General features: G+C 72.6%; 19 protein-coding genes. 11 read left to right on the top strand and 8 right to left on the bottom strand.

What is annotated here, in order from left to right; translation table 11 throughout:
• Positions 1–116 precede the first annotated feature (116 nt).
• The 3 genes from ACZ4TO_RS23920 to ACZ4TO_RS23930 all read left to right on the top strand — a co-directional run bounded on the left by ACZ4TO_RS23920 (position 117) and on the right by ACZ4TO_RS23930 (position 3,416).
• Positions 117–1,715 carry a DUF2252 domain-containing protein gene (locus ACZ4TO_RS23920; protein ID WP_468025156.1) on the top strand — a complete coding sequence of 533 codons (1,599 nt, stop codon included), beginning with the start codon at positions 117–119 and terminating at the stop codon, positions 1,713–1,715.
• Between the two features lie 345 nt (positions 1,716–2,060).
• Positions 2,061–3,035: a hypothetical protein gene (locus ACZ4TO_RS23925; RefSeq protein ID WP_468025157.1), complete on the top strand. Its 975-nt coding sequence runs from the start codon at positions 2,061–2,063 to the stop codon at positions 3,033–3,035.
• A gap of 33 nt (positions 3,036–3,068) precedes the next feature.
• Complete coding sequence (locus tag ACZ4TO_RS23930; protein WP_382783392.1) at positions 3,069–3,416, top strand: rhodanese-like domain-containing protein; 348 nt, start codon at positions 3,069–3,071, stop codon at positions 3,414–3,416.
• 89 nt (positions 3,417–3,505) lie between these two features.
• Here the strand turns inward: ACZ4TO_RS23930 and ACZ4TO_RS23935 are convergent, their stop codons facing one another.
• The 6 genes from ACZ4TO_RS23935 to paaA form a co-directional block, all read right to left on the bottom strand.
• Positions 3,506–4,639, bottom strand: a complete 1,134-nt coding sequence (locus tag ACZ4TO_RS23935) for an acyl-CoA dehydrogenase family protein (protein ID WP_382784251.1) — start codon at positions 4,637–4,639, stop codon at positions 3,506–3,508.
• A gap of 164 nt (positions 4,640–4,803) precedes the next feature.
• A complete protein-coding gene (paaE, locus tag ACZ4TO_RS23940) occupies positions 4,804–5,868 on the bottom strand; it encodes a 1,2-phenylacetyl-CoA epoxidase subunit PaaE (protein WP_468025158.1) in 1,065 nt (354 codons plus the stop codon).
• Positions 5,868–6,395, bottom strand: coding sequence for a 1,2-phenylacetyl-CoA epoxidase subunit PaaD (gene paaD, locus ACZ4TO_RS23945; protein WP_382783398.1), 528 nt, complete (start codon positions 6,393–6,395; stop codon positions 5,868–5,870). Before paaD ends, paaE begins: the two co-directional genes overlap by 1 nt.
• Positions 6,389–7,108 (bottom strand): 1,2-phenylacetyl-CoA epoxidase subunit PaaC, encoded by a 720-nt coding sequence (gene paaC, locus ACZ4TO_RS23950; protein ID WP_468025159.1) that lies wholly within the window; start codon positions 7,106–7,108, stop codon positions 6,389–6,391. The genes paaD and paaC overlap by 7 nt, the downstream gene beginning before the upstream one ends.
• Positions 7,105–7,392, bottom strand: coding sequence for a 1,2-phenylacetyl-CoA epoxidase subunit PaaB (gene paaB / locus ACZ4TO_RS23955; protein WP_164372737.1), 288 nt, complete (start codon positions 7,390–7,392; stop codon positions 7,105–7,107). Before paaB ends, paaC begins: the two co-directional genes overlap by 4 nt.
• Positions 7,389–8,429: a 1,2-phenylacetyl-CoA epoxidase subunit PaaA gene (gene paaA / locus ACZ4TO_RS23960; protein WP_468025160.1), complete on the bottom strand. Its 1,041-nt coding sequence runs from the start codon at positions 8,427–8,429 to the stop codon at positions 7,389–7,391. The genes paaB and paaA overlap by 4 nt, the downstream gene beginning before the upstream one ends.
• Positions 8,430–8,690: 261 nt before the next feature.
• Here paaA and ACZ4TO_RS23965 point away from each other — a divergent pair, with 261 nt between their 5' ends.
• The 3 genes from ACZ4TO_RS23965 to ACZ4TO_RS23975 are packed head-to-tail and all read left to right on the top strand — an operon-like array spanning position 8,691 to position 11,787.
• Positions 8,691–9,809 carry a DUF5819 family protein gene (locus ACZ4TO_RS23965; RefSeq protein WP_468025161.1) on the top strand — a complete coding sequence of 373 codons (1,119 nt, stop codon included), beginning with the start codon at positions 8,691–8,693 and terminating at the stop codon, positions 9,807–9,809.
• Positions 9,806–11,041 (top strand): HTTM domain-containing protein, encoded by a 1,236-nt coding sequence (locus tag ACZ4TO_RS23970; RefSeq protein WP_468025162.1) that lies wholly within the window; start codon positions 9,806–9,808, stop codon positions 11,039–11,041. The genes ACZ4TO_RS23965 and ACZ4TO_RS23970 overlap by 4 nt, the downstream gene beginning before the upstream one ends.
• A complete protein-coding gene (locus ACZ4TO_RS23975) occupies positions 11,038–11,787 on the top strand; it encodes a TrmH family RNA methyltransferase (protein WP_468025163.1) in 750 nt (249 codons plus the stop codon). Before ACZ4TO_RS23970 ends, ACZ4TO_RS23975 begins: the two co-directional genes overlap by 4 nt.
• A gap of 22 nt (positions 11,788–11,809) precedes the next feature.
• Here ACZ4TO_RS23975 and paaN read toward each other — a convergent pair whose 3' ends face one another.
• Positions 11,810–13,522 carry a phenylacetic acid degradation protein PaaN gene (gene paaN / locus ACZ4TO_RS23980; RefSeq protein WP_385042784.1) on the bottom strand — a complete coding sequence of 571 codons (1,713 nt, stop codon included), beginning with the start codon at positions 13,520–13,522 and terminating at the stop codon, positions 11,810–11,812.
• Positions 13,523–13,670: 148 nt separating this feature from the next.
• Between paaN and ACZ4TO_RS23985 the strand changes: the two genes are divergently transcribed.
• Together ACZ4TO_RS23985 and ACZ4TO_RS23990 are read left to right on the top strand one after the other, a co-directional pair.
• Positions 13,671–15,185, top strand: a complete 1,515-nt coding sequence (locus ACZ4TO_RS23985) for a 3-hydroxyacyl-CoA dehydrogenase (protein WP_382783420.1) — start codon at positions 13,671–13,673, stop codon at positions 15,183–15,185.
• Positions 15,182–15,772 carry a TetR/AcrR family transcriptional regulator gene (locus tag ACZ4TO_RS23990; protein WP_385042782.1) on the top strand — a complete coding sequence of 197 codons (591 nt, stop codon included), beginning with the start codon at positions 15,182–15,184 and terminating at the stop codon, positions 15,770–15,772. Before ACZ4TO_RS23985 ends, ACZ4TO_RS23990 begins: the two co-directional genes overlap by 4 nt.
• Positions 15,773–15,848: 76 nt before the next feature.
• Here the strand turns inward: ACZ4TO_RS23990 and ACZ4TO_RS23995 are convergent, their stop codons facing one another.
• A complete protein-coding gene (locus ACZ4TO_RS23995) occupies positions 15,849–16,349 on the bottom strand; it encodes an Lrp/AsnC family transcriptional regulator (protein WP_382783426.1) in 501 nt (166 codons plus the stop codon).
• 174 nt (positions 16,350–16,523) lie between these two features.
• Between ACZ4TO_RS23995 and pdhA the strand changes: the two genes are divergently transcribed.
• The 3 genes from pdhA to ACZ4TO_RS24010 are packed head-to-tail and all read left to right on the top strand — an operon-like array spanning position 16,524 to position 20,223.
• Positions 16,524–17,693 carry a pyruvate dehydrogenase (acetyl-transferring) E1 component subunit alpha gene (gene pdhA, locus ACZ4TO_RS24000; RefSeq protein ID WP_385042780.1) on the top strand — a complete coding sequence of 390 codons (1,170 nt, stop codon included), beginning with the start codon at positions 16,524–16,526 and terminating at the stop codon, positions 17,691–17,693.
• Positions 17,690–18,694 (top strand): alpha-ketoacid dehydrogenase subunit beta, encoded by a 1,005-nt coding sequence (locus tag ACZ4TO_RS24005; RefSeq protein WP_382783432.1) that lies wholly within the window; start codon positions 17,690–17,692, stop codon positions 18,692–18,694. Before pdhA ends, ACZ4TO_RS24005 begins: the two co-directional genes overlap by 4 nt.
• Complete coding sequence (locus tag ACZ4TO_RS24010; protein ID WP_468025311.1) at positions 18,694–20,223, top strand: dihydrolipoamide acetyltransferase family protein; 1,530 nt, start codon at positions 18,694–18,696, stop codon at positions 20,221–20,223. Before ACZ4TO_RS24005 ends, ACZ4TO_RS24010 begins: the two co-directional genes overlap by 1 nt.
• The last annotated feature ends 38 nt before the right edge of the window (positions 20,224–20,261 follow it).

Raw genomic sequence — 20,261 nt, forward strand, 5'->3', positions numbered from 1 at the left:
GGGAGCGCGGCTGTCTCCCGGGCGTCGGCGGAGTTGTCCACAGGGTCTGACGTGTTTTCGCGACCGGCTGTACGGTCAGCACGAGTTGATGTTCGTGTGCGGGGGAGGCGGTCGAGATGGCCGAGGTCGGTACAGAGGTCGGTACAGCGGGGGCGGAGCGGCGGACGGCGCCGGCGGGACGGGCCGGGCTCGTCGAGCAGGCGGGTCCGCTGAGCCAGGAGATCGGTGCCGGGCAGGGCGCGGGCGCGTCCGTGCCGGAGTCCGGGCGGGGTTCTTCGCCTGATGGACTGCCGGTGGCGGCCGAGGGCGGGCCGGCGGCCGAGGCGTTCGGGGTCCGCGGGTTCGCGGTTGCGGGGTTCGCCGCCTGGCCGGTGAAGGGTTCGCCCAAGGAAGAGGGGAAGGCCCTGCGCGGGCGGGTCCCGCGTGCGGCGCACGCCGAGCTCCTGATGGACGCCGACCGGCCGGACGCCGTGACCGCGGTCGAGGAGTCCAACCGGGGCCGGATCACCGGGCTCACCCCGATACGGGTCGGCCGGATGGCGGCCACCCCCTTCGCGTTCCTGCGCGGCAGTGCCGGCCTCATGGCGTACGACCTCGCCCGCACCCCGATGACCGGCGTGAGCGCCCAGATCTGCGGCGACGCCCACGCGGCGAACTTCGGTCTGTACGGGGACGCGCGCGGCGGTCTGGTCATCGATCTGAACGACTTCGACGAGACCGTGTACGGCCCCTGGGAGTGGGACCTCAAGCGGCTCGCCACCTCGCTCGTGCTCGCGGGCCGGGAGGCCGGCGCCGACGAGGACACCTGCCGCGCGGCCGCGCGCGACTGCGTGGGCGCGTACCGCCGCACCATGCGCCTGCTGGCCAAGCTGCCGGTCCTGGACGCCTGGAACGCCATCGCCGACGAGGAACTCGTCTCCCACACCGACGCCCACGACCTTCTCGGCACGCTGGAGCGTGTCTCCGAGAAGGCGCGGGCCAACACCAGCGGCCGGTTCGCGGCCAGGTCGACCGAGGCCGTGGACGGCGGCGGCCGTCGCTTCGTCGACGCGGCACCCGTGCTGCGCCGCGTCCCCGACGCGGAGGCGGCCGCGGTCGCGGCCTCCCTGGAGCACTATCTGACGACGCTCTCCGAGGACCGCCTCCCCCTGCTCGCCCGTCACGCGGTGCACGACGTCGCCTTCCGCGTCGTCGGCACCGGCAGCGTCGGCACCCGCTCGTACGTCGTGCTGCTCCTGGACCACCGCGGCGAAGCCCTGGTCCTCCAGGTCAAGGAGGCCCGTGCCTCGGCGCTGCTCCCGCATCTGGCGACCATCGGGCATCCCGTACCCGAGGTGGCGCACGAGGGCCGCCGGGTCGTCCTCGGCCAGAAGCGCATGCAGGTCGTCAGCGACATCCTTCTCGGCTGGACCTCGGTCGACGGTCTGCCCTACCAGGTGCGCCAGTTCCGCAACCGCAAGGGCAGTGTCGATCCCGCCGCGCTGGCCGCCGACCACATCGACGACTACGGCCGGATGACCGGCGCCCTGCTGGCCCGCGCCCACAGCCACAGCGTCGACCCGCGCCTGATAGCCGGGTACTGCGGCAAGAACGAGGAGCTGGACGAGGCCGTCGCCTCCTTCTCCGTCGCCTACGCGGACCGCACGGAGGCGGACCATGCCGCCCTGACGGCGGCGATCCGCAGCGGACGGATCGCCTCCGAACCGGGAGTGTGACCGGGGAGGACGACGGCCGGCGCCGGCGCCGGGTCGGTTGGCGCCGCGGGGCCGGTGGCGCTGTGGGGCCGGTGGCCCTGCGGGGCCGATGTCAGTGTCCGCGCCGGTGTCTGGGTCCGCGTGGTCGGGTGCCGGTGCCGGTGCCGGCCAGGGTTCGGTGCCGGTCGGGGTCTGGTGCCGGCCACGGTCTGGTGCCGGTCCGGGGCCGGTGAGGGCACGGGTGCGGGTTTCGGTGGTTGGGATGATCGGGGTGGTTGGGGTCATTGGGGTCGTTGTGGCCGGTCAGGTGGCTGTAGGGGCGGGGAAGACAGTGAGCCCCGGGGGAGTGTGGCCTACGCTGGTCGGGTGACGACCCCGGAAGCCGATCAGAGCCAGTCCGAGCCCGCCTTCGAGGAGGGCCGGGAACACTCCGGTGCCCCGGAAGGCGAGGGGCAGCCCCAGGAGCAGGGCGAGGCTCGGGCCGATGACGGCCAGAGCCCGGCCGCGGACGGCCAGGGCCCGGCTGCGGAGGTCCAGAGCCCGGCTCCGGGCGGGGAGGACCGGCCCGAGGCGCGCCTGGAGCGGGCCGTGCGAGCGGCCGAGCAGGCGTTGATCGAGTTCGAGATCGCCGTGGAGACCTTCCGCGTCGAGGTCGACAATTTCTCCCGGCTGCACCACCAGAAGCTCGGCCCCATGTACTCCCGGCTCGACGAACTGGACGCCCAGATCGCCGAGGCGCGTGCCGCGCTCACCGGTGACCCGGAGGACATATTCAAGGCGCACGAGGCCCGGGCGCGGGTCATGCCCATGCCCGGGGTCGAGGAGCTGTTCCACGGCTGGATGGACTCGGACGGCCTCTTCCCCGAGGCCGTGGCCATGCTCACGGACCAGCCCGTACGGCCCCCGCAGCGCGTGCGTCCCAGCGAGGAGGCCCGCAAGCTCTTCCGCGAGCTGGTCCGCAAGGCCCACCCGGATCTCGCGCAGGACGACGACGAGCGCAAGCGGCGTGACGAGTTCATCGCCCGCGTGAACACCGCGTACGCCAGGGGCGACGAGGCGTTGCTGCGGGAGCTGGCCGCGGAGTGGGCCGCCGGCCCCGCGCCCGAGGAGTGGAAGCCGAGCCGCAGCGAGGAGCTCTACGCCCGCCTCGAATGGCTCTCCCAGCGCAAGGAGATGCTCACCCTCGTCGCCCGCGAGCTGGAGGAGAGCGCCATCGGCGCCATGCTCAAGCTGGCCCCGGAAGACCCGGACCGTCTCCTGGAGGAGATCGCCGAACAACTGCTCACGCAGGTCGGCGAGCGCGAGCACGAGCTGGCGACGCTGATCGCCCAGGCTCCCTGAGGTTCGTCCGAGCCGTCGGGTAGCGTCGGAGGCATGAGTTTCGGAGCTGGTGTGCCCACGGTCGGGGTCGGCAATCTCGAGGTCGACGACTTCCTGCTGGACGTCCGGGAGGACGACGAGTGGGAGGCAGGTCACGCCGAGGGCGCCCTGCACATCCCCATGAGCGACTTCGTCGCCCGGTTCGGCGAGCTGACCGAGGCGGCTCCGCAGGACGGCCGGGTCAACGTCATCTGCCGCTCCGGCGGGCGTTCGGCCCAGGTCACCATGTACCTGGTCCAGCAGGGCATCGACGCCGCGAACGTCGACGGCGGCATGCAGAGCTGGGAGGCCGTCGGCCGCCCGGTCGTGAACACCAAGGGCGAGCCCGGCTTCGTGCTCTAGCCGGACCCGCCCAACCTGCCCGCGAACGGCCTGTCCGGGGAGAGGGACGGGGACGGGAACGGGAACGGATGGAGGCCTGAGCGGCGCTGTCAGCCCAGGGTGTGGGCCGCCAGCAGGTCGCCCAGGGCTTCCTCGTGCGCCGCGGCCGGGCCGAGGGACAGCTCCAGGTGCTTGGCCCAGGCGTGGTACCGGTGCAGCGCGTACTCGGTGTCGGCGCCGAACCCGCCGTGCAGGTGCTGGGCGGTCTGCACGACCCGCCGGACCCCTTCGGACGCCCAGATCTTGGCGACGGCCACGTCACCCGCGGCGGGGAGCGCGCCGTCGGCTCCCGTGCCGATGCGCCACGCGGCCTGCCAGAGCGTCGCCTCCATGGCGCGCAGGTCGATGTAGCGGTCGGCGGCCTGGACGGCGACCGCCTGGAACGTGGCCACGGGGAACCCGAACTGCTCCCGCTTGCTCGTGTACTGGCTCGTCATCCGGAGCACCTCCTCCCCGAGCCCCAGCGCCAGCGCACAGGTGCCGGTGGCCAGCAGGTCGCGCAGCCACTCCCAGGCCCCCGGGGCGTCGACGACATGCCGGTCGGTGATCCGGGCGGAATCCAGGCGCAGTTCGCCGAGCCGCTCGCCGTTCGTGGAGATCTGCTCGGCGAGCACGGCGCCCTCGTGGTCGCGGGGAACCAGCGCGAGGACGGTCCGGTCGGTGTCCGTGTGCGCGGGCACGACGACGAAGTCGGCGTCCAGGGCCCAGGGGACCGCCGTCTGCACGCCGTCCAGGATCCATCCGGTGCCGTCCCGCCGTGCGGTCACGGCGCGTTCGGCCGGGTCGTGGCCGGTCCTGCCGTTGGCGGCGACGGTCAGCACCAGTTCGCCCCGGCCCGCCCGCGCCGGCAGCTCCGCCCTCAACTCCTCGGCTCCGTAGCGCCGTACGGCCGCGGCCGCGGCGCTGTTCTCCAGCAGCGGCACCCGTGCCAGCACCTTCGCCGACTCCCGCAGCACGAGACACAGCGCGATCGCGTCCAGGCCCGCACCGCCGGCCTCCTCGTCGAGCAGCAGGCTCAGCAGGTCGGCGTCGGCGAGCCTCGCCCACAGGGGCCGGTCGAAGTCCTCGGCGACGGCGCCCGCGGTGAGCGCGGGACTGGGCACGCCGTCGGGGGCCACCCCGGCGAACACCCCCCGCGCCGCTTCGGCCGCCGCCTGCTGCTCCTCGGTGAAGGTGAAGTCCACGATCCCGTCCTCCCGCGCACGCACCGGACCAACGATCAGACGGACAGCCTGATCTGACGGTGCGTCAAGATAGAACAGGTTCTACAAGAAGGGAACGGCCTACGATCGGCCACTCCTTCCCGGCAGGTGCGGCGAGTGCGGCGGGTGCCGTGGGTGCCGCGGGCTCAGCGGTCGAAGTCCAACTCGACCTTCTCCGTGGCGGGGTGGGACTGACAGGCCAGTACGTACCCGGCCTCCGTCTCCTCCGGTTCCAGCGCGAAGTTGCGGTCCATCCGCACCTCGCCCGAGACGAGGAACGCCCGGCAGGTACCGCACACGCCGCCCTTGCAGGCGTACGGGGCGTCAGGACGGTTGCGCAGGACCGCGTCCAGCAGCGACTCGCCGTCCTGGACGGGCCAGGTACCGCCGCGTCCGTCGAGCCGTGCGGTGACCGTGCTGTGCGCGGGAGCCGGTACGGCGGAAGGAGCCGTCGTGCCGGCGTCCACGTGGAAGATCTCCTCGTGGATGCGGGTCCGGGACACCCCGAGCGTGCGAAGTGTGCGCTCGGCGCCCTGGACGAGCCCCATCGGCCCGCACAGGAACCATCCCGCCACCCGGTCCACGGGCAGCAGCGCGGGAAGCAGCGCGGTGAGCCGCTCCTGGTCGAGGCGGCCGGACGGCAGCCCGGCCTGCTGCTCCTCGCGGGAGAGGACGGTCACGAGCTGGAACCGCTGCGGATAGCGGTCCTTGAGGTCGGCGACGTCCTCCAGGAACATCGTCGAGGCCGACGTACGGTCGCTGCGGATCAGGCAGAAGCTCGATTCCGGCTCCCGCGCCAGCAGCGTGGAGACGATCGACAGCACCGGGGTGATCCCGCTGCCGCCCACCACCGCCGCGTACAGGCCGGGCGAGGGCTCCAGCGTGAAGCGTCCCGCCGGGACCATCACCTCCACCACGTCGCCGACGGCGATCTCCTTGAGCGCGTACGTCGAGAACGCGCCTCCGTCGACCAGGCGCACGCCGACCTTCAGGGTGCGCGGCGCCTCGCCGTCGGGGGAGGGCGCCGGCGAGCAGATGGAGTACGTGCGGCGGATCTCCGTGCCGTCGGCCGTGCGGCGCAGGGCCAGGTGCTGGCCTGCGGCGTGCCGGTAGTCCTCGCGCAGGTCCGCGGGGACCGCGAACGTCAGGGCCACGGAGTCGTCGGTGATCCGGTCGACCGCGGCCACCGTGAGCGGGTGGAAGCGGGCCATCACAGCTCCTTGAAGTGGTCGAACGGTTCGCGGCAGGACAGGCAGCGGCGCAGTGCCTTGCACGCGGTGGAGGAGAAGCGGCTGAGCAGTTCGGTGTCGGCCGATCCGCAGGCAGGGCAGCGGACGGGCTCCAGCTCGCCGGTGACCGTGCGTGTCGGGCCCAGATCGAGGGCCACCGGTCCGGCGGGACGGTCGCCGCGCGGCGGCGCTATCCCGAACTCCCGCAGTTTGCGGCGGCCTTCGTCCGAGATGTCGTCGGTCGACCAGGCGGGGCTGAGCACGGTGCGCACGGACACCTCGCGGATGCCGTGTTCGTGGAGCACCCGCTCGATGTCCGTGGACATGGCCTCGACGGCCGGGCAGCCGGTGTAGGTCGGGGTCAGTTCGACCTCGACGCTGTCCTCGCCACGGACGTGGACGGCGCGCAGGACGCCGAGGTCGTCCAGGGTGAGAACGGGCAGTTCGGGGTCGAGCACGGAGCCGGCCAGCCTGCGCAGCTCCTCCTCCAGGGCGGTGGTCGTCACCATGACGCCCCCGGGTGGCTGCGGTGCAGGTGCTGCATCTCGGCGAGCATCCGGCCGAAGGACTCGGTGTGCAGACCCTGTCGTCCGGCACCGGCCGCCCAGGCCCCGGTCTGCGGGCCTTCGGGGACGGTCAGGGTGGCCCGGCGCAGCGTGGCCTCCACGGACTCGGTCCAGGCGGCCCGGAGGTCGTCCCCGTCGATGTCGACGCCGTCGAGCGGCTGGAACATCTCGCCGGTGAAGCGCCACAGCGCCTGGCAGGCCACGCTCATGCGCTCGTGGCTCTCGTCCGTGCCGTCGCCGAGGCGCAGGGTCCACTGCTCGGCGTGGTCCTGGTGGTAGGCGACCTCTTTGACGGCCTTGGCGGCGAGGGGAGCGAACTCGCTCTCCCCGGAAGCCAGGTGCGCGTAGAGAAGCCGCTGGTAGGTGGAGAAGTAGAGCTGCCGGGCGATGGTGTGCGCGAAGTCGCCGTTCGGCTGCTCGACGAGCTGGAGGTTGCGGAAGGCGCGCTCCTCGCGGAGGTAGGCCAGCTCGTCCTCGTCGCCGGCCATGGACAGCAGGACCCGGGCCTGGCCGAGCAGGTCCAGCGCGATGTTGGCCAGGGCGACTTCCTCTTCGAGGACGGGCGCGTGGCCGGCCCACTCCCCCAGCCGGTGCGAGAGCACCAGGGCGTCGTCGGCGAGGGCCAGGGCGGCCGCGGTGTTCACGGTGAGAGTCACAGGTGCTTCACCCCTTCCGGGATCTCGTAGAAGGTCGGGTGGCGGTAGGGCTTGTCCGCGGACGGCTCGAAGAACGGGTCCTTCTCGTCGGGCGAGGAGGCCGTGACGGCGGCCGAGGGGACGACCCAGATCGAGACGCCCTCGCCGCGGCGGGTGTACAGATCGCGGGCGTTGCGCAGGGCCAGTTCGGCGTCCGGCGCGTGCAGGCTGCCGGCGTGGGTGTGCGACAGTCCCCGGCGCGAGCGCACGAAGACCTCCCACAGCGGCCAGTCGGTGTTCGTCATGCTCGGGTCGCTCCTGTCTCACCGGTCGTGCTCGTCGAGCCGACGGTCCCGCTGGTGTGCTTGGCCGCGTACGCCGCGGCCGCGTCCCGTACCCAGGCGCCCTCTTCGTGGGCGCGCCGGCGCTGGGTGATCCGCTGGTCGTTGCACGGGCCGTTGCCCTTGAGGACGTCCCAGAACTCCGTCCAGTCGATGGCGCCGAAGTCGTGGTGTCCGCGCTCCTCGTTCCACACGAGGTCGGGGTCGGGCAGGGTCAGGCCGAGGGACTCGGCCTGGGGGACGGCGATGTCGACGAAGCGCTGGCGCAGCTCGTCGTTCGAATGGCGCTTGATCTTCCACGCCATCGACTGGGCGGAGTGCGAGGACTCGTCGTCGGGCGGGCCGAACATCATCAGGGAGGGCCACCACCAGCGGTCGACGGCGTCCTGTGCCATCGCGTGCTGTTCGGGGGTGCCCTGGCTCAGGGCCAGCAGCAGTTCGTACCCCTGGCGTTGGTGGAAGGACTCCTCCTTGCACACGCGGATCATGGCGCGCGCGTACGGACCGTACGAGCAGCGGCACAGGGGGACCTGGTTGGTGATCGCCGCACCGTCCACGAGCCAGCCGATGGCGCCGACGTCCGCCCATGTCAGCGTCGGGTAGTTGAAGATCGACGAATACTTCTGGCGGCCGGAGTGCAGCTTGTCCAGCAGTTCGTCGCGGCCGACGCCGAGCGTCTCGGCCGCGCTGTACAGGTAGAGCCCGTGGCCTGCCTCGTCCTGGACCTTCGCCATCAGGATCGCCTTGCGGCGCAGGGAGGGCGCGCGCGTGATCCAGTTGGCCTCGGGCTGCATGCCGATGATCTCGGAGTGGGCGTGCTGCGCGATCTGGCGGACCAGGGTGGAGCGGTAGGCGTCGGGCATCCAGTCGCGGGGCTCGATGCGTTCGTCGGCCGCCACCGCGGCGTCGAAGACGACTTCGTACGCCGCTGTGCGCGCCGCTTCGCCGGCGGCTTCGTCCGCTTGTGTGCGGGCCGTGTGGTGCGCTGATGCTGTCGCCATGCGGTCCCCCTCGACCTCTCGCTCCCGACCGACCGATCGTTCGGTCCATTCGCAACAATGGTCGGTCGAGCGTCGGGCGGTGTCAACCGCTGTGGATGACTCGCGGGCGTCGGAGTGCCCGTTGTGACAGATGGGGCTGTGCCGGAGGTCCCGCTCTGAGTACGGTTCGCTTGCGCACGTCGTGGTGCGGAACGACGTGGCGGTACGGTGCCCGCAGTCCGGCGGCCGGCAGTCGGATCCGGGATCGTGGATCGGGGCGGGATGGACGCGAGGCACGAGGGCTCTGAGCGCGAGCCGGGCTCGGCCGCGCCCGAGGAGGGCGCGTCCGGTGTCAGCGGCGACAGGCCGGTGCCCGGCCCGCGGCCGGCCGACGCGCCGGCGCCCCGCCCGGCGCCCGAGGCTTCGGGCCCCGAGACCGGTGCGGCCGAGGAGGACGCGACGGCCCCCGTCGCGGAGCCCGAGAGCCCGGAATCGGACGCGGCCGCTTCCCCGGCCTCGCAGGAGCCCCCGTCCCCGCCCGTCGCCCCCTCGCTCCCGCAGCAGCCCGTGCCCTCGACGAGCGCACCCGTGCTCCCGCAGGAGCCCCCGTCCGAGCCCGTCGCCGCCGCGCCTCCTGAGGAGCCCACGTCCGCGACGCCGGTCCTCGACGGGCCCGTTTCCGGTACGACGGCCCCCCTCGGGTCCCCCGGGGAAGCCGACTGCCCGGAGGGCGGGGTTCCCGTGGGACTCGCGGCGCTGTCGTTGCGCTCGCAGATCGCCGCCGCCCTGGCCCTGGCGGTCGTGGCCGTCGTCGCCTGCGCGCACCTCGGCATGGTGTTCCTGCATGTCGCGCCGTCCAACACGGTGACGAAGCAGCACGGCCGCGCGATCGACGACTGGATCTACCCCGAGTTCGAGCAGAACTGGAAGCTCTTCGCCCCCAACCCCTTGCAGCAGGACATCGCGGTCCAGGTCCGCGCCCTGGTCCGGTCCGAGGACGGCACCAGCCGCGAGACCGGCTGGTACGACCTGTCCGCGCTCGACGGACTGGCCATCGACGGCAATCCGCTGCCGAGCCACACCCAGCAGAACGAACTGCGCCGGGCCTGGGACTTCTACCTCGGCACGCACGACGGCGAGAACCGACCCGTGGGCCTGCGCGGCGAGCTGTCGGAGCACTATCTGCGCCGTATCGGCGTCCTGCGCCTGCACCGTGAGCGGGCGGGCGGCGAGGGCGCCGTCGTCGAACGCCTCCAGTTCCGTTCCCTCACCACCGACGTGCCGCCTCCACGGTGGAGCGACGAGAAGGTGTCCGACCGGCCCGTCGTCCGTGAGCTGCCCTGGTGGGCCGTGCCCGCCGGGGACAGCGCGGACGGCCCGACGGAGGCGAGTGCCCGATGAACCGCATCGCTCCCGCGCTCGCGCGCGGCATCGCCCGGGTCACCGAGTCCGCCCTCGGTCCGTACCAGAGCGCCGTGATCCGTATCGGCTTCGCCGTCACCTGGCTGCTGTTCCTGCTGCGCGAGTACCCCCATCGTCAGGAGATGTACGGGCCCGACGCGCCCTGGAGCTGGGACCTCGCCCGGCAGCTCGTCGCGAGCAACCACGCCTTCACGGTCCTGTTGTGGTCCGACAGCCGGCTGTGGTTCGAGACCGTCTACGCCCTCGCGGTCCTCTCCGCCGCCCTGCTGCTGGTGGGATGGCGGACCCGCGCGGTGTCCGTGGTCTTCATGATCGGCGTGCTGTCCCTGCAGAACCGCAGTGTCTTCATCGGGGACGGCGGGGACAACGTCCTCCACCTGATGGCGATCTACCTCGTGTTCACGCGCTGCGCCCAGGTGTGGTCCCTCGACGCGCGACGGGACCGCCTCGCCCACGCAGCCCGCGCGGGGGGCGAGTGGACCGGGCCGGACCGGGCGGGCCCGGTGCTGTGGGCGGTGCTCGGGCTCGCGCTGGCGGTGGCGACGGGCGCCGGACGGATCGACGGGGGTTTCCTGGGCGGCTGGCTCACGGTCTTCTGGGGGCTGTGGGCGGCGCAGGGGCTGTGGTGGGCGGTCGGCCGCCACGCCCGCACCACGGAACCGCGCGTCCTGCTGGACGTCGTCGCCAACCTCGTGCACAACGCCGCTCTGATGATCATCATGGCCGAGGCGTGCCTGATCTACGCGACGGCGGGCTGGTACAAGATCCAGGGCTCGCGCTGGCAGGACGGCACCGCCGTCTACTACCCGCTCCACCTGCAGTCCTTCTCGCCGTGGCCGGCGCTGTCCGACCTGATGTCCGCGCACGGCACGATCGTGATGCTGGTGACGTACGGGACGGTCGTCGCACAGGTCGCCTTCCCCTTCACCCTGTTCAACCGGCGGGTCAAGAACGTCCTGCTGGCGGTCATGATGACCGAGCACGCGGTGATCGCCGTGGTCCTCGGGCTGCCGTTCTTCTCGCTCGCGATGATCGCCGCGGACTCCGTGTTCCTGCCCACGTCCTTCCTGCGCCACCTGGGCGGACGGGTGACGCGCGCGCGGGACCGGCTGTTTCCCGGCGGCGGCCGGTTCCGGCTCCCGGGGCCCCGGGAGCCGGAACCGAGCACTCCGGAGGAGCCCGAGCAGACGCACGTAGGCTTCACGGCATGAACGACCCGGTACGTGTCTGGCGCCAGCTCTGCGACGACTCCGTCCTGCTCGACGGCTTCCACGCCCTCAAGCACGCGGTGCGTTTCGGGGCGCGGATCCCGGTCGCCGTCACGACCGACCGGTCGGCGGTCCTCGAACTGGCCGGCGACCTGGCCCCCGACGTGCGCGGCGCTCTCGACGAGCTGCTGACCGAGGTGCCCGAGCCCGCGTTCACGTCACTCGTGGCGCGCCCGCATCCCACCTCGGTGGCGGCTCTCGCCGTACGTCCCTCACGCGCCGCCAACCTGGAGTCGCTGGCCCGCGCGCCGCGCACCACGCCCGTGGTCGTCCTCGACAACCCCCGCAATCTCGGCAACGCCGGGGCGGTGATCCGGCTCGCGGCGGGCTTCGGCGCGACCGGTGTGGTCACCACGGGCACGCTCGACCCCTGGCACCCCACGGTCGTACGCGGCGGGGCGGGCCTTCACTTCGCGACCGCCGTGGAGCGGCTGAGCGTGGACGAACTGCCGGCGGGCCCGGTCTTCGCGCTTGATCCCGAGGGCGAGGACATCCGGGGGACGAAGCTTCCCGACGACGCCCTGCTCGCCTTCGGCTCGGAGCGCAGCGGGCTGTCCGCCGAACTGCGCTCCCGGGCCGACCATCTGGTCTCGCTGCCGATGCGCCCCCAGGTCTCCAGCTACAACCTCGCGACCAGTGTGGCCATGACGCTGTTCCACTGGAGCGCCACCGGGGGCGCACCGGTTTGAGCCGCCCGCGGGGCTACGGGGCTCACGCCTCCCGGCGTACCTCGATCACCCGGAAGCGGTTCGCGACGAACGCTCCGTCGCACAGGGCCGCGTTGGCCGCGGCGTTGCCGCCGGAGCCGTGGAAGTCCGAGAACGCGGCCGTCTGGTTGACGTAGACCCCGCCCGTGAGGTTCAGGGAGAGCTGCGCGCACTCCTCCAGGCAGGCCTCCTGCACCTCGCGCTCGAAGGCCTCGTCGGTGGTGTACGCGCCGACGGTCATCGCGCCCTTGTCCCGCGTGGTGTGCCGCAGGAGCTCCACGGCCTCCGCGGCCGAGTCGACCGCGACGGCGAAGGAGACCGGACCGAAGCACTCGCTCAGGTAGGCGGCCTCGTCGTCGCTCCCGGCGTTCTCCCAGAACTTGCGCGCGCCGTCGAGCTTCACGATCAGCGGTGAGCGCACGACGGCACCCGGGAACTCGGGGTTGTCGATCTGCCGCGAGGGCAGCGCCACCTCGCCGAGACCGGCGGCGGCCTCCAGCCGGGCCTTGACGTCGGGGTTCACGATGGCGCCGAGCAGCGCGTTCGCGCGGGCGTCGTCGCCGAGGAGTCCGCCGACCGACTTCGCGAGATCGGCCACGACCTCGTCGTAGGACTTGTGGCCCTCGTCCGTGGAGACGCCGTCGCGGGGGATCAGCAGGTTCTGCGGGGTGGTGCACATCTGGCCGCTGTAGAGCGACAGGGAGAACGCCAGGTTGGACAGCATCCCCTTGTAGTCGGCGGTCGACTCGACGATCACCGTGTTGACGCCGGCCTTCTCCGTGTAGACCTGCGCCTGGCGGGCGTTGGCCTCCAGCCAGTCGCCGAAGGCGGTGGAGCCGGTGTAGTCGACGATGCGGATCTCGGGGCGGGTGGCCAGCGTCTTCGCGATGCCCTCGCCGGGACGCTCGGCGGCGAGCGCGACCAGGTTCGGGTCGAAGCCCGCCTCGGCGAGCACCTCGCGCGCGATCCGCACGGTGAGCGCGAGCGGGAGCACCGCGCGCGGGTGGGGCTTCACCAGGACCGCGTTGCCCGTCGCCAGGGAGGCGAACAGACCCGGATAGCCGTTCCACGTCGGGAAGGTGTTGCAGCCGATCATCAGCGCGATGCCGCGCGGGACGGCCGTGAACTGCTTGGTGAGCGTGAGCGGGTCGCGCTTGCCCTGGGGCTTGCTCCACTCCGCGGTGTCGGGGGTGCGGACCTGCTCCACGTAGGCGTAGGCCACCGCCTCCAGGCCGCGGTCCTGCGCGTGCGGGCCGCCCGCCTGGAACGCCATCATGAAGGCCTGGCCGCTGGTGTGCATGACCGCGTGCGCGAGTTCGTGCGTGCGGTCGCTGATCCGCTTGAGGATCTCCAGACAGACCACCGCGCGGATCTCCGCGCCCGCGTCGCGCCAGGCGCGCTGTCCCGCGCGCATGGCGGGCAGCAGCGTGTCGATGTCCGCGTGCGGGTAGGTGACGCCGAGCTCGATGCCGTACGGCGACACCTCGCCCCCGACCCAGTCGTCCGTGCCGGGCTGGTCCAGGTCGAAGCGGGTGCCCAGGAGGGCGTCGAAGGCGGCCTTGCCCTCGGCCATGCCCAGGCTGCCGTGCTCGCCGTACGCCTTGGGGTGCTCGGGATGCGGGGACCAGTACGCGCGCGTGCGGATCGCTTCCAGCGCCTGATCCAGGGTCGGCCGGTGCTTGGCGATCAACTGGTGCGCGGTGAGTTCGGCGGCCATCAAGGACCAACTCCTTGTCTCAAGAGCTCCTCGTCGAGCTCGCGAGCTGGGCAGGAATGGACAGTCAGAGTTAGAGTAACCGAACGATCGGTCGGGACAAGGGGGTCCGCCGCATCTGTGGAAAACGTCGTGCGGGAGGATCGCGCACATGACAGCACTCGACCTCAGCAGCCCCGTGGCAGTCGTCGGCACCGGCACCATGGGCCAGGGCATCGCCCAGGTCGCGCTGGTGGCCGGCCATCCCGTGCGGCTCTACGACGCCGCTCCCGGGCGTGCCGCGGCGGCGGCCGAAGCGATCGGCGCCCGGCTCGACCGGCTCGTCGCGAAGGACCGGCTCACCGGCGCCGAACGGGACGCCGCGCGCGCCCGGCTCCAGCCGGCCGAGAGCCTCACCGACCTCGCGGACTGTGTGCTCGTCGTGGAGGCGGTGCTCGAAGAACTCGACGTCAAGCAGCGGCTGTTCGGCGAGCTGGAGGACATCGTCGGGGAGGACTGCCTGCTCGCCACCAACACCTCCTCGCTGTCCGTCACGGCCATCGGCGGCACGCTGCGCAATCCGGGCCGTCTGGTCGGGCTGCACTTCTTCAACCCGGCGCCGCTGCTGCCGCTCGTGGAGGTGGTCTCCGGGTTCGCGACGGACGTCACCTCGGCCACGCGCGCGTACGAGACGGCCCGCGCGTGGGGCAAGACGCCCGTCGCCTGCGCGGACACGCCCGGGTTCATCGTCAACCGCATCGCGCGGCCCTTCTACGCCGAGGCCTTCGCGGTCCTCGAGTCCCAGGCCGCCGACCCCGCCACCATCGACGCGGTGCTGCGCGAGTCCGGCGGGTTCCGGATGGGCGCCTTCGAACTCACCGACCTGATCGGCCAGGACGTCAACGAGTCCGTGACGCACTCGGTGTGGCGTTCCTTCTTCCAGGACGTGCGTTTCACGCCCTCGCTCGCCCAGCGGCGGCTCGTCGAGTCGGGCCGGCTCGGCCGCAAGACGGGACACGGCTGGTACGACTACGCGGACGACGCCGAGCGGTCCGAACCGCACACCGCGGAGAAGGAGCAGCCGCCCGCGTACGTCATCGCCGAGGGCGACCTGGGCCCCGCCGCCGACGTCCTCGCCCTGATCCGCGAGGCGGGCATCCGGGTCCGTGAGGACGAGGAGGACCACGGCACCCGCCTGGTGCTGCCGAGCGGCGGCCAACTGGTCCTCGCCGACGGCCAGACCTCCGTCGAGTTCCGCGACGTCGTCTACTTCGACCTCGCGCTCGACTACCGCAAGGCCACCCGCATCGCCCTGTCGACGTCCCAGGACACCGCCGCCCAGACGCTCTCGGAGGCCATCGGCCTCTTCCAGGCGCTGGGCAAGGACGTCAGCGTGATCGGCGACTGCCCCGGCATGATCGTCGCCCGCACGGTGGCCCGGATCGTCGACCTCGCCCACGACGCGGTCGCCAAGGGCGTGGCCACCGAGGAGGACATCGACACCGCGATGCGCCTCGGCGTCAACTACCCCCTCGGCCCCTTCGAGTGGAGCCGCAGGCTCGGCGCCGACTGGTCGTACGACGTCCTGGACGAACTCCACACGCGCGACCCTTCCGGGCGCTACGCGCCGTCGCTGGCGCTCTACCGCCACGCCTACGCCACGGAGAAGCGGGAGGGCACCTCGTGACCACCGCCAAACGGGACACGTACACCCCCGAGACCCTGCTCTCCGTCGCCGTCCAGGTCTTCAACGACCGCGGCTACGACGGCACCTCCATGGAGCACCTCTCCAAGGCCGCCGGCATCTCCAAGTCGTCGATCTACCACCATGTCTCCGGCAAGGAGGAGCTGCTGCGGCGCGCGGTGAGCCGGGCGCTGGACGGCCTCTTCGAGATCCTCGACGAGGAGCACGCGCGCGTGGGACGGGCCGTGGAGCGCCTGGAGTACGTGGTGCGGCGCATGGTCGAGGTGCTCACCTCCGAACTGCCCTACGTGACGCTGCTCCTGCGGGTGCGCGGCAACACGGACACCGAACGGTGGGCCCTGGAGCGGCGCCGCGACTTCGACCACAGGGTCGCCGAGCTCCTGAAGGCGGCGGCCGCGGACGGGGACGTACGCGGCGACGTCGAGGTCCGGCTCGCGACCCGGCTGGTCTTCGGGATGATCAACTCACTCGTGGAGTGGTACCGCCCCGACGCGCGGGGCATGGGCGCCCGCGAGGTGGCCGACGCCGTGGTGGTGCTGGTCTTCGGAGGTCTCCGGCAGGAGCCCTGAGCCGGCCTGCGGGGCCGCGGGGCCGGCGCGACCCGGGCCGGTCTTGGTCGGCGGCGCGGGCCGATGCCGCCGGAGGTCAGGCCTCCGGCTCCAGGTCCTCCTCCTCGAAGACCAGCAGCGTCCTGCTGCTGAGCACCTCCGGGATGGCCTGGAGCCGGGTGAGCACCAGCTCGCGCAGCGCCCGGTTGTCCGGCGTGTGCACCAGCAGGAGCACGTCGAAGTCGCCGCCCACCAGGGCGATGTGCGAGGCCCCGGGCAGCACCCTGAGCCGCTCCCGCACCGTGCGCCAGGAGTTCTGCACGATCTTGAGGGTGATGTACGCCGACGTGCCCTGACCCGCGCGTTCGTGGTCGACGCGGGCCCCGAAGCCGCGGATCACACCGTCCTCGATGAGCCGGTTGATCCGCGCGTAGGCGTTGGCCCTCGAGACATGCACCCGTTCGGCCACGGAGCGTATGGAGGCACGGCCGTCCGCCTGCAGCATGTGCAGGATGTCCTGGTCGATCGCGTCGAGCGGACGGGCGGGCGGCACGGAGGGTCCGGCCTCCGGCGGCTCGGCCATTTGTTCAGGTGCCATGTCCCCCCGCCTCCCTACCATGGACGTACTGCGTCCATCTCAGGCCGCGCGGAACCGTTTGTCCACAGCCTGGCGCCGCCTGTAGCCAAAATGTGCCGACGACCGAACAATCGGTAGGTGAGGCGCATCACACCCGTGATGCGTCCGAAGCCGCTCCCACGAGGAGGTGCCGTCATGACGGTCATGGAGCAGCGAGGGGCCTACCGGCCCACGCCGCCGCCCGCCTGGCAGCCCCGCACCGACCCCGCGCCGTTGCTGCCCGACGCGCTGCCCCACCGCGTCCTCGGCACCGACGCGGCCGCCAAGGTCGATCCGGCCCTGCTGCGCCGTCTGCACACGGAACTGGTCCGTGGCCGCCGGTACAACGTCCAGGCCACCGCGCTCACCAAGCAGGGCCGTCTCGCCGTGTACCCGTCCAGCACCGGACAGGAGGCCTGCGAGGTCGCCGCCGCGCTCGTGCTGGAGGAGCGCGACTGGCTCTTCCCGAGCTACCGCGACACCCTCGCCGCCGTCGCCCGCGGTCTCGACCCCGTCCAGGCCCTCACGCTCCTGCGCGGCGACTGGCACACCGGGTACGACCCGCACGAGCACCGCGTCGCGCCCCTGTGCACCCCCCTCGCGACCCAGCTCCCGCACGCCGTGGGCCTCGCGCACGCCGCCCGCCTCAAGGGCGACGACGTGGTCGCGCTCGCCCTGGTCGGCGACGGCGGCACCAGCGAGGGCGACTTCCACGAGGCGCTGAACTTCGCCGCCGTGTGGCAGGCGCCCGTCGTCTTCCTCGTGCAGAACAACGGCTTCGCCATCTCCGTCCCGCTCGCCAAGCAGACCGCCGCCCCGTCGCTGGCCCACAAGGCCGTCGGCTACGGGATGCCGGGCCGCCTGGTCGACGGGAACGACGCGGTGGCCGTGCACCAGGTCCTGAGCGAGGCCATCGCCCACGCCCGCGCTGGCGGCGGCCCCACCCTCGTCGAGGCCGTGACCTACCGCATCGACGCCCACACGAACGCCGACGACGCCACCCGCTACCGCGGTGACGCCGAGGTCGAGGCCTGGCGTGCCCACGACCCCGTCGCGCTGGTGGAGCGCGAGCTGACCGAGCGCGGTCTGCTCGACGAGGCCGCCCTGCAGGCGGTGCGCGACGGTGCCGAGGCGATGGCCGCGGACCTGCGCGAGCGCATGAACCAGGACCCGGTGCTCGACCCCATGGATCTGTTCGCCCATGTGTATGCCCACCCCACTCCTCAACTGCTCGAGCAGGAGAGCCAGCTGAGAGCGGAGCTGGACGCCGAGGCGGACGGCACGCTCGGAGCGGGCCCGCACGGCCCGGAAGGAGCCGGGCGATGACCACGGTTGCCCTCAAGCCGGCCACCATGGCGCAGGCGCTCGGACGCGCCCTGCGCGACGCCATGGCCGCCGACCCCTCCGTCCACGTGCTGGGCGAGGACGTCGGCACCCTCGGCGGCGTCTTCCGCGTCACGGACGGACTCGCCAAGGAGTTCGGCGACGACCGCTGCACGGACACCCCCCTCGCCGAGGCGGGCATCCTCGGCGCGGCGGTCGGCATGGCCATGTACGGCCTGCGGCCGGTCGTGGAGATGCAGTTCGACGCGTTCGCCTACCCGGCGTTCGAGCAGCTCATCTCGCACGTGGCGAAGATGCGCAACCGCACGCGCGGCGCCATGCCCCTGCCCATCACGATCCGCGTCCCCTACGGCGGCGGCATCGGCGGCGTCGAGCACCACAGCGACTCCTCCGAGGCGTACTACATGGCGACCCCGGGCCTGCACGTCGTCATGCCCGCGACCGTCTCCGACGCCTACGGACTGCTGCGCGAGGCCATCGCCTCGGACGACCCGGTCGTCTTCCTGGAGCCCAAGCGGCTGTACTGGTCGAAGGATTCCTGGAACCCGGACGAGCCGCCGGCCGTTGAGCCGATAGGCCGCGCCGTGGTGCGGCGCCCGGGCCGCAGCGCCACGCTGATCACGTACGGGCCGTCCGTGCCCGTCTGCCTCGAAGCCGCCGAGGCGGCGCGGGCCGAGGGCTGGGACCTCGAAGTCGTCGACCTGCGCTCGATGGTGCCGTTCGACGACGAGACGGTCGCGGCGTCGGTGCGGCGGACCGGACGAGCGGTCGTCGTGCACGAGTCGGGCGGGTTCGGAGGACCGGGCGGGGAGATCGCGGCCCGCGTCACGGAGCGCTGCTTCCACCACCTGGAGGCGCCGGTGCTGCGCGTCGCCGGGTTCGACATCCCGTATCCGCCGCCGATGCTGGAGCGGCACCACCTGCCCGGCGTCGACCGGATCCTGGACGCCGTGGGACGTCTGCAATGGGAGGCGCAGAGCTGATGGCACAGGTGCTGGAGTTCAAGCTCCCCGACCTCGGGGAGGGACTCACCGAGGCGGAGATCGTCCGCTGGCTGGTGGAAGTCGGTGACGTCGTCGCCGTCGACCAGCTCGTCGTCGAGGTCGAGACGGCCAAGGCGATGGTCGAGGTCCCCTGCCCCTACGGCGGTGTGGTCACCGCCCGCTTCGGCGAGGAGGGCACCGAACTGCCCGTCGGGGCACCCCTGCTGACCGTCGCCGTCGGCGCCCCTGCCCCCGCCGAGGACAGCGGATCCGGTACGGACGAGCGGAGCGACGAGGGCTCCGGGAACGTGCTCGTGGGGTACGGCACCGGAGCGCCCCCCGCGCGGCGCCGGAGGGTGCGCCCCTCGGGCGGAGCCGCCGCGCCGGCCGGGGCACCGTCCCGGCCCGGCCCCGGCACGTCAGCCGCCCGGCCCGCGCAGAGCCGCCCCGAACCCGTCGGCGCGGTGCCGCCGTCCACGGCGGGCACACCGCGGGCCGACAGCGACGGCGTGGCGCCGTCGCGGGGCGACGGACCCGTGCCGGTCATCTCGCCGCTCGTGCGCCGGCTCGCCCGGGAGAACGGCGTGGACCTGCGGGAGCTGGAGGGCTCCGGCCCCGAAGGGCTCATCCTGCGCGCCGACGTCGAGTACGCGCTGCGCGCGGCGGCGACCGGCCGGCTGCGGTCGACCGGCGGCCATGAGTCGCAGACCGCGCCCGCCGGCTCCGCCGTGCCCGCCACGGCGCCCGCGTTCGACGCACCAACCGATCGGATGACCTCGTACGCGGACATCGCGTCGGTGGTGCCCGGCGCGTCCGGCGTCTCCCGGGGCGCGACACCCGCGGGTGTCCGTGTCCCCCTCAAGGGGGTGCGCGGCGCCGTCGCCGACAAGCTCTCGCGCAGCCGGCGCGAGATCCCGGACGCGACCTGCTGGGTGGACGCCGACGCGACGGAGCTCATGCGGGCCCGCCGGGCGATGAACGCGGCCGGCGACCCGAAGATCTCCCTGCTGGCGCTGCTGGCCCGGATCTGCACGGCGGCACTGGCCCGTTTCCCGGAGCTGAACTCGACGGTCGACATGGACGCCCGCGAGATCGTCCGGTTCGACCAGGTGCACCTGGGCTTCGCGGCCCAGACCGAGCGCGGGCTCGTCGTCCCCGTCGTGCGGGACGCGCACGCCCGGGACGCGGAGGGTCTGAGCGCGGAGTTCGGCCGGCTGACCGAGGCGGCCCGGACCGGGACGCTGACACCGGCGGACCTCACGGGCGGCACGTTCACGCTCAACAACTACGGAGTGTTCGGCGTCGACGGCTCGACACCGATCATCAACCACCCCGAGGCCGCCATGCTCGGTGTCGGCCGCATCATCCCCAAGCCGTGGGTGCACGAAGGCGAGTTGGCGGTGCGTCAGATCGTCCAGCTCTCGCTCTCCTTCGACCACCGTGTCTGCGACGGCGGTACGGCGGGCGGCTTCCTGCGGTACGTGGCGGACTGCGTCGAACAGCCGGCGGTGCTGCTGCGGACCCTGTAGAACGCGGGGTCCCGTCACCCCCGGACCGTGCCGTGCCC

It is taken from the genome of Streptomyces sp. NPDC028298, from assembly GCF_055565895.1.

What these genes read in the sequence shown, in the direction of transcription:
- ACZ4TO_RS23920 (WP_468025156.1), top strand. Translation starts at nt 117, where the DNA reads ATGGCCGAGGTCGGTACAGAGGTCGGTACAGCGGGGGCGGAGCGGCGG.
- ACZ4TO_RS23930 (WP_382783392.1), top strand. Translation starts at nt 3,069, where the DNA reads ATGAGTTTCGGAGCTGGTGTGCCCACGGTCGGGGTCGGCAATCTCGAG.
- paaE (WP_468025158.1), bottom strand. Translation starts at nt 5,868, where the DNA reads ATGGCCCGCTTCCACCCGCTCACGGTGGCCGCGGTCGACCGGATCACC.
- paaD (WP_382783398.1), bottom strand. Translation starts at nt 6,395, where the DNA reads ATGGTGACGACCACCGCCCTGGAGGAGGAGCTGCGCAGGCTGGCCGGC.
- paaB (WP_164372737.1), bottom strand. Translation starts at nt 7,392, where the DNA reads ATGACGAACACCGACTGGCCGCTGTGGGAGGTCTTCGTGCGCTCGCGC.
- paaA (WP_468025160.1), bottom strand. Translation starts at nt 8,429, where the DNA reads ATGGCGACAGCATCAGCGCACCACACGGCCCGCACACAAGCGGACGAA.
- ACZ4TO_RS23965 (WP_468025161.1), top strand. Translation starts at nt 8,691, where the DNA reads ATGGACGCGAGGCACGAGGGCTCTGAGCGCGAGCCGGGCTCGGCCGCG.
- ACZ4TO_RS23970 (WP_468025162.1), top strand. Translation starts at nt 9,806, where the DNA reads ATGAACCGCATCGCTCCCGCGCTCGCGCGCGGCATCGCCCGGGTCACC.
- ACZ4TO_RS23975 (WP_468025163.1), top strand. Translation starts at nt 11,038, where the DNA reads ATGAACGACCCGGTACGTGTCTGGCGCCAGCTCTGCGACGACTCCGTC.
- paaN (WP_385042784.1), bottom strand. Translation starts at nt 13,522, where the DNA reads ATGGCCGCCGAACTCACCGCGCACCAGTTGATCGCCAAGCACCGGCCG.
- ACZ4TO_RS23985 (WP_382783420.1), top strand. Translation starts at nt 13,671, where the DNA reads ATGACAGCACTCGACCTCAGCAGCCCCGTGGCAGTCGTCGGCACCGGC.
- ACZ4TO_RS23995 (WP_382783426.1), bottom strand. Translation starts at nt 16,349, where the DNA reads ATGGCACCTGAACAAATGGCCGAGCCGCCGGAGGCCGGACCCTCCGTG.
- pdhA (WP_385042780.1), top strand. Translation starts at nt 16,524, where the DNA reads ATGACGGTCATGGAGCAGCGAGGGGCCTACCGGCCCACGCCGCCGCCC.
- ACZ4TO_RS24005 (WP_382783432.1), top strand. Translation starts at nt 17,690, where the DNA reads ATGACCACGGTTGCCCTCAAGCCGGCCACCATGGCGCAGGCGCTCGGA.
- ACZ4TO_RS24010 (WP_468025311.1), top strand. Translation starts at nt 18,694, where the DNA reads ATGGCACAGGTGCTGGAGTTCAAGCTCCCCGACCTCGGGGAGGGACTC.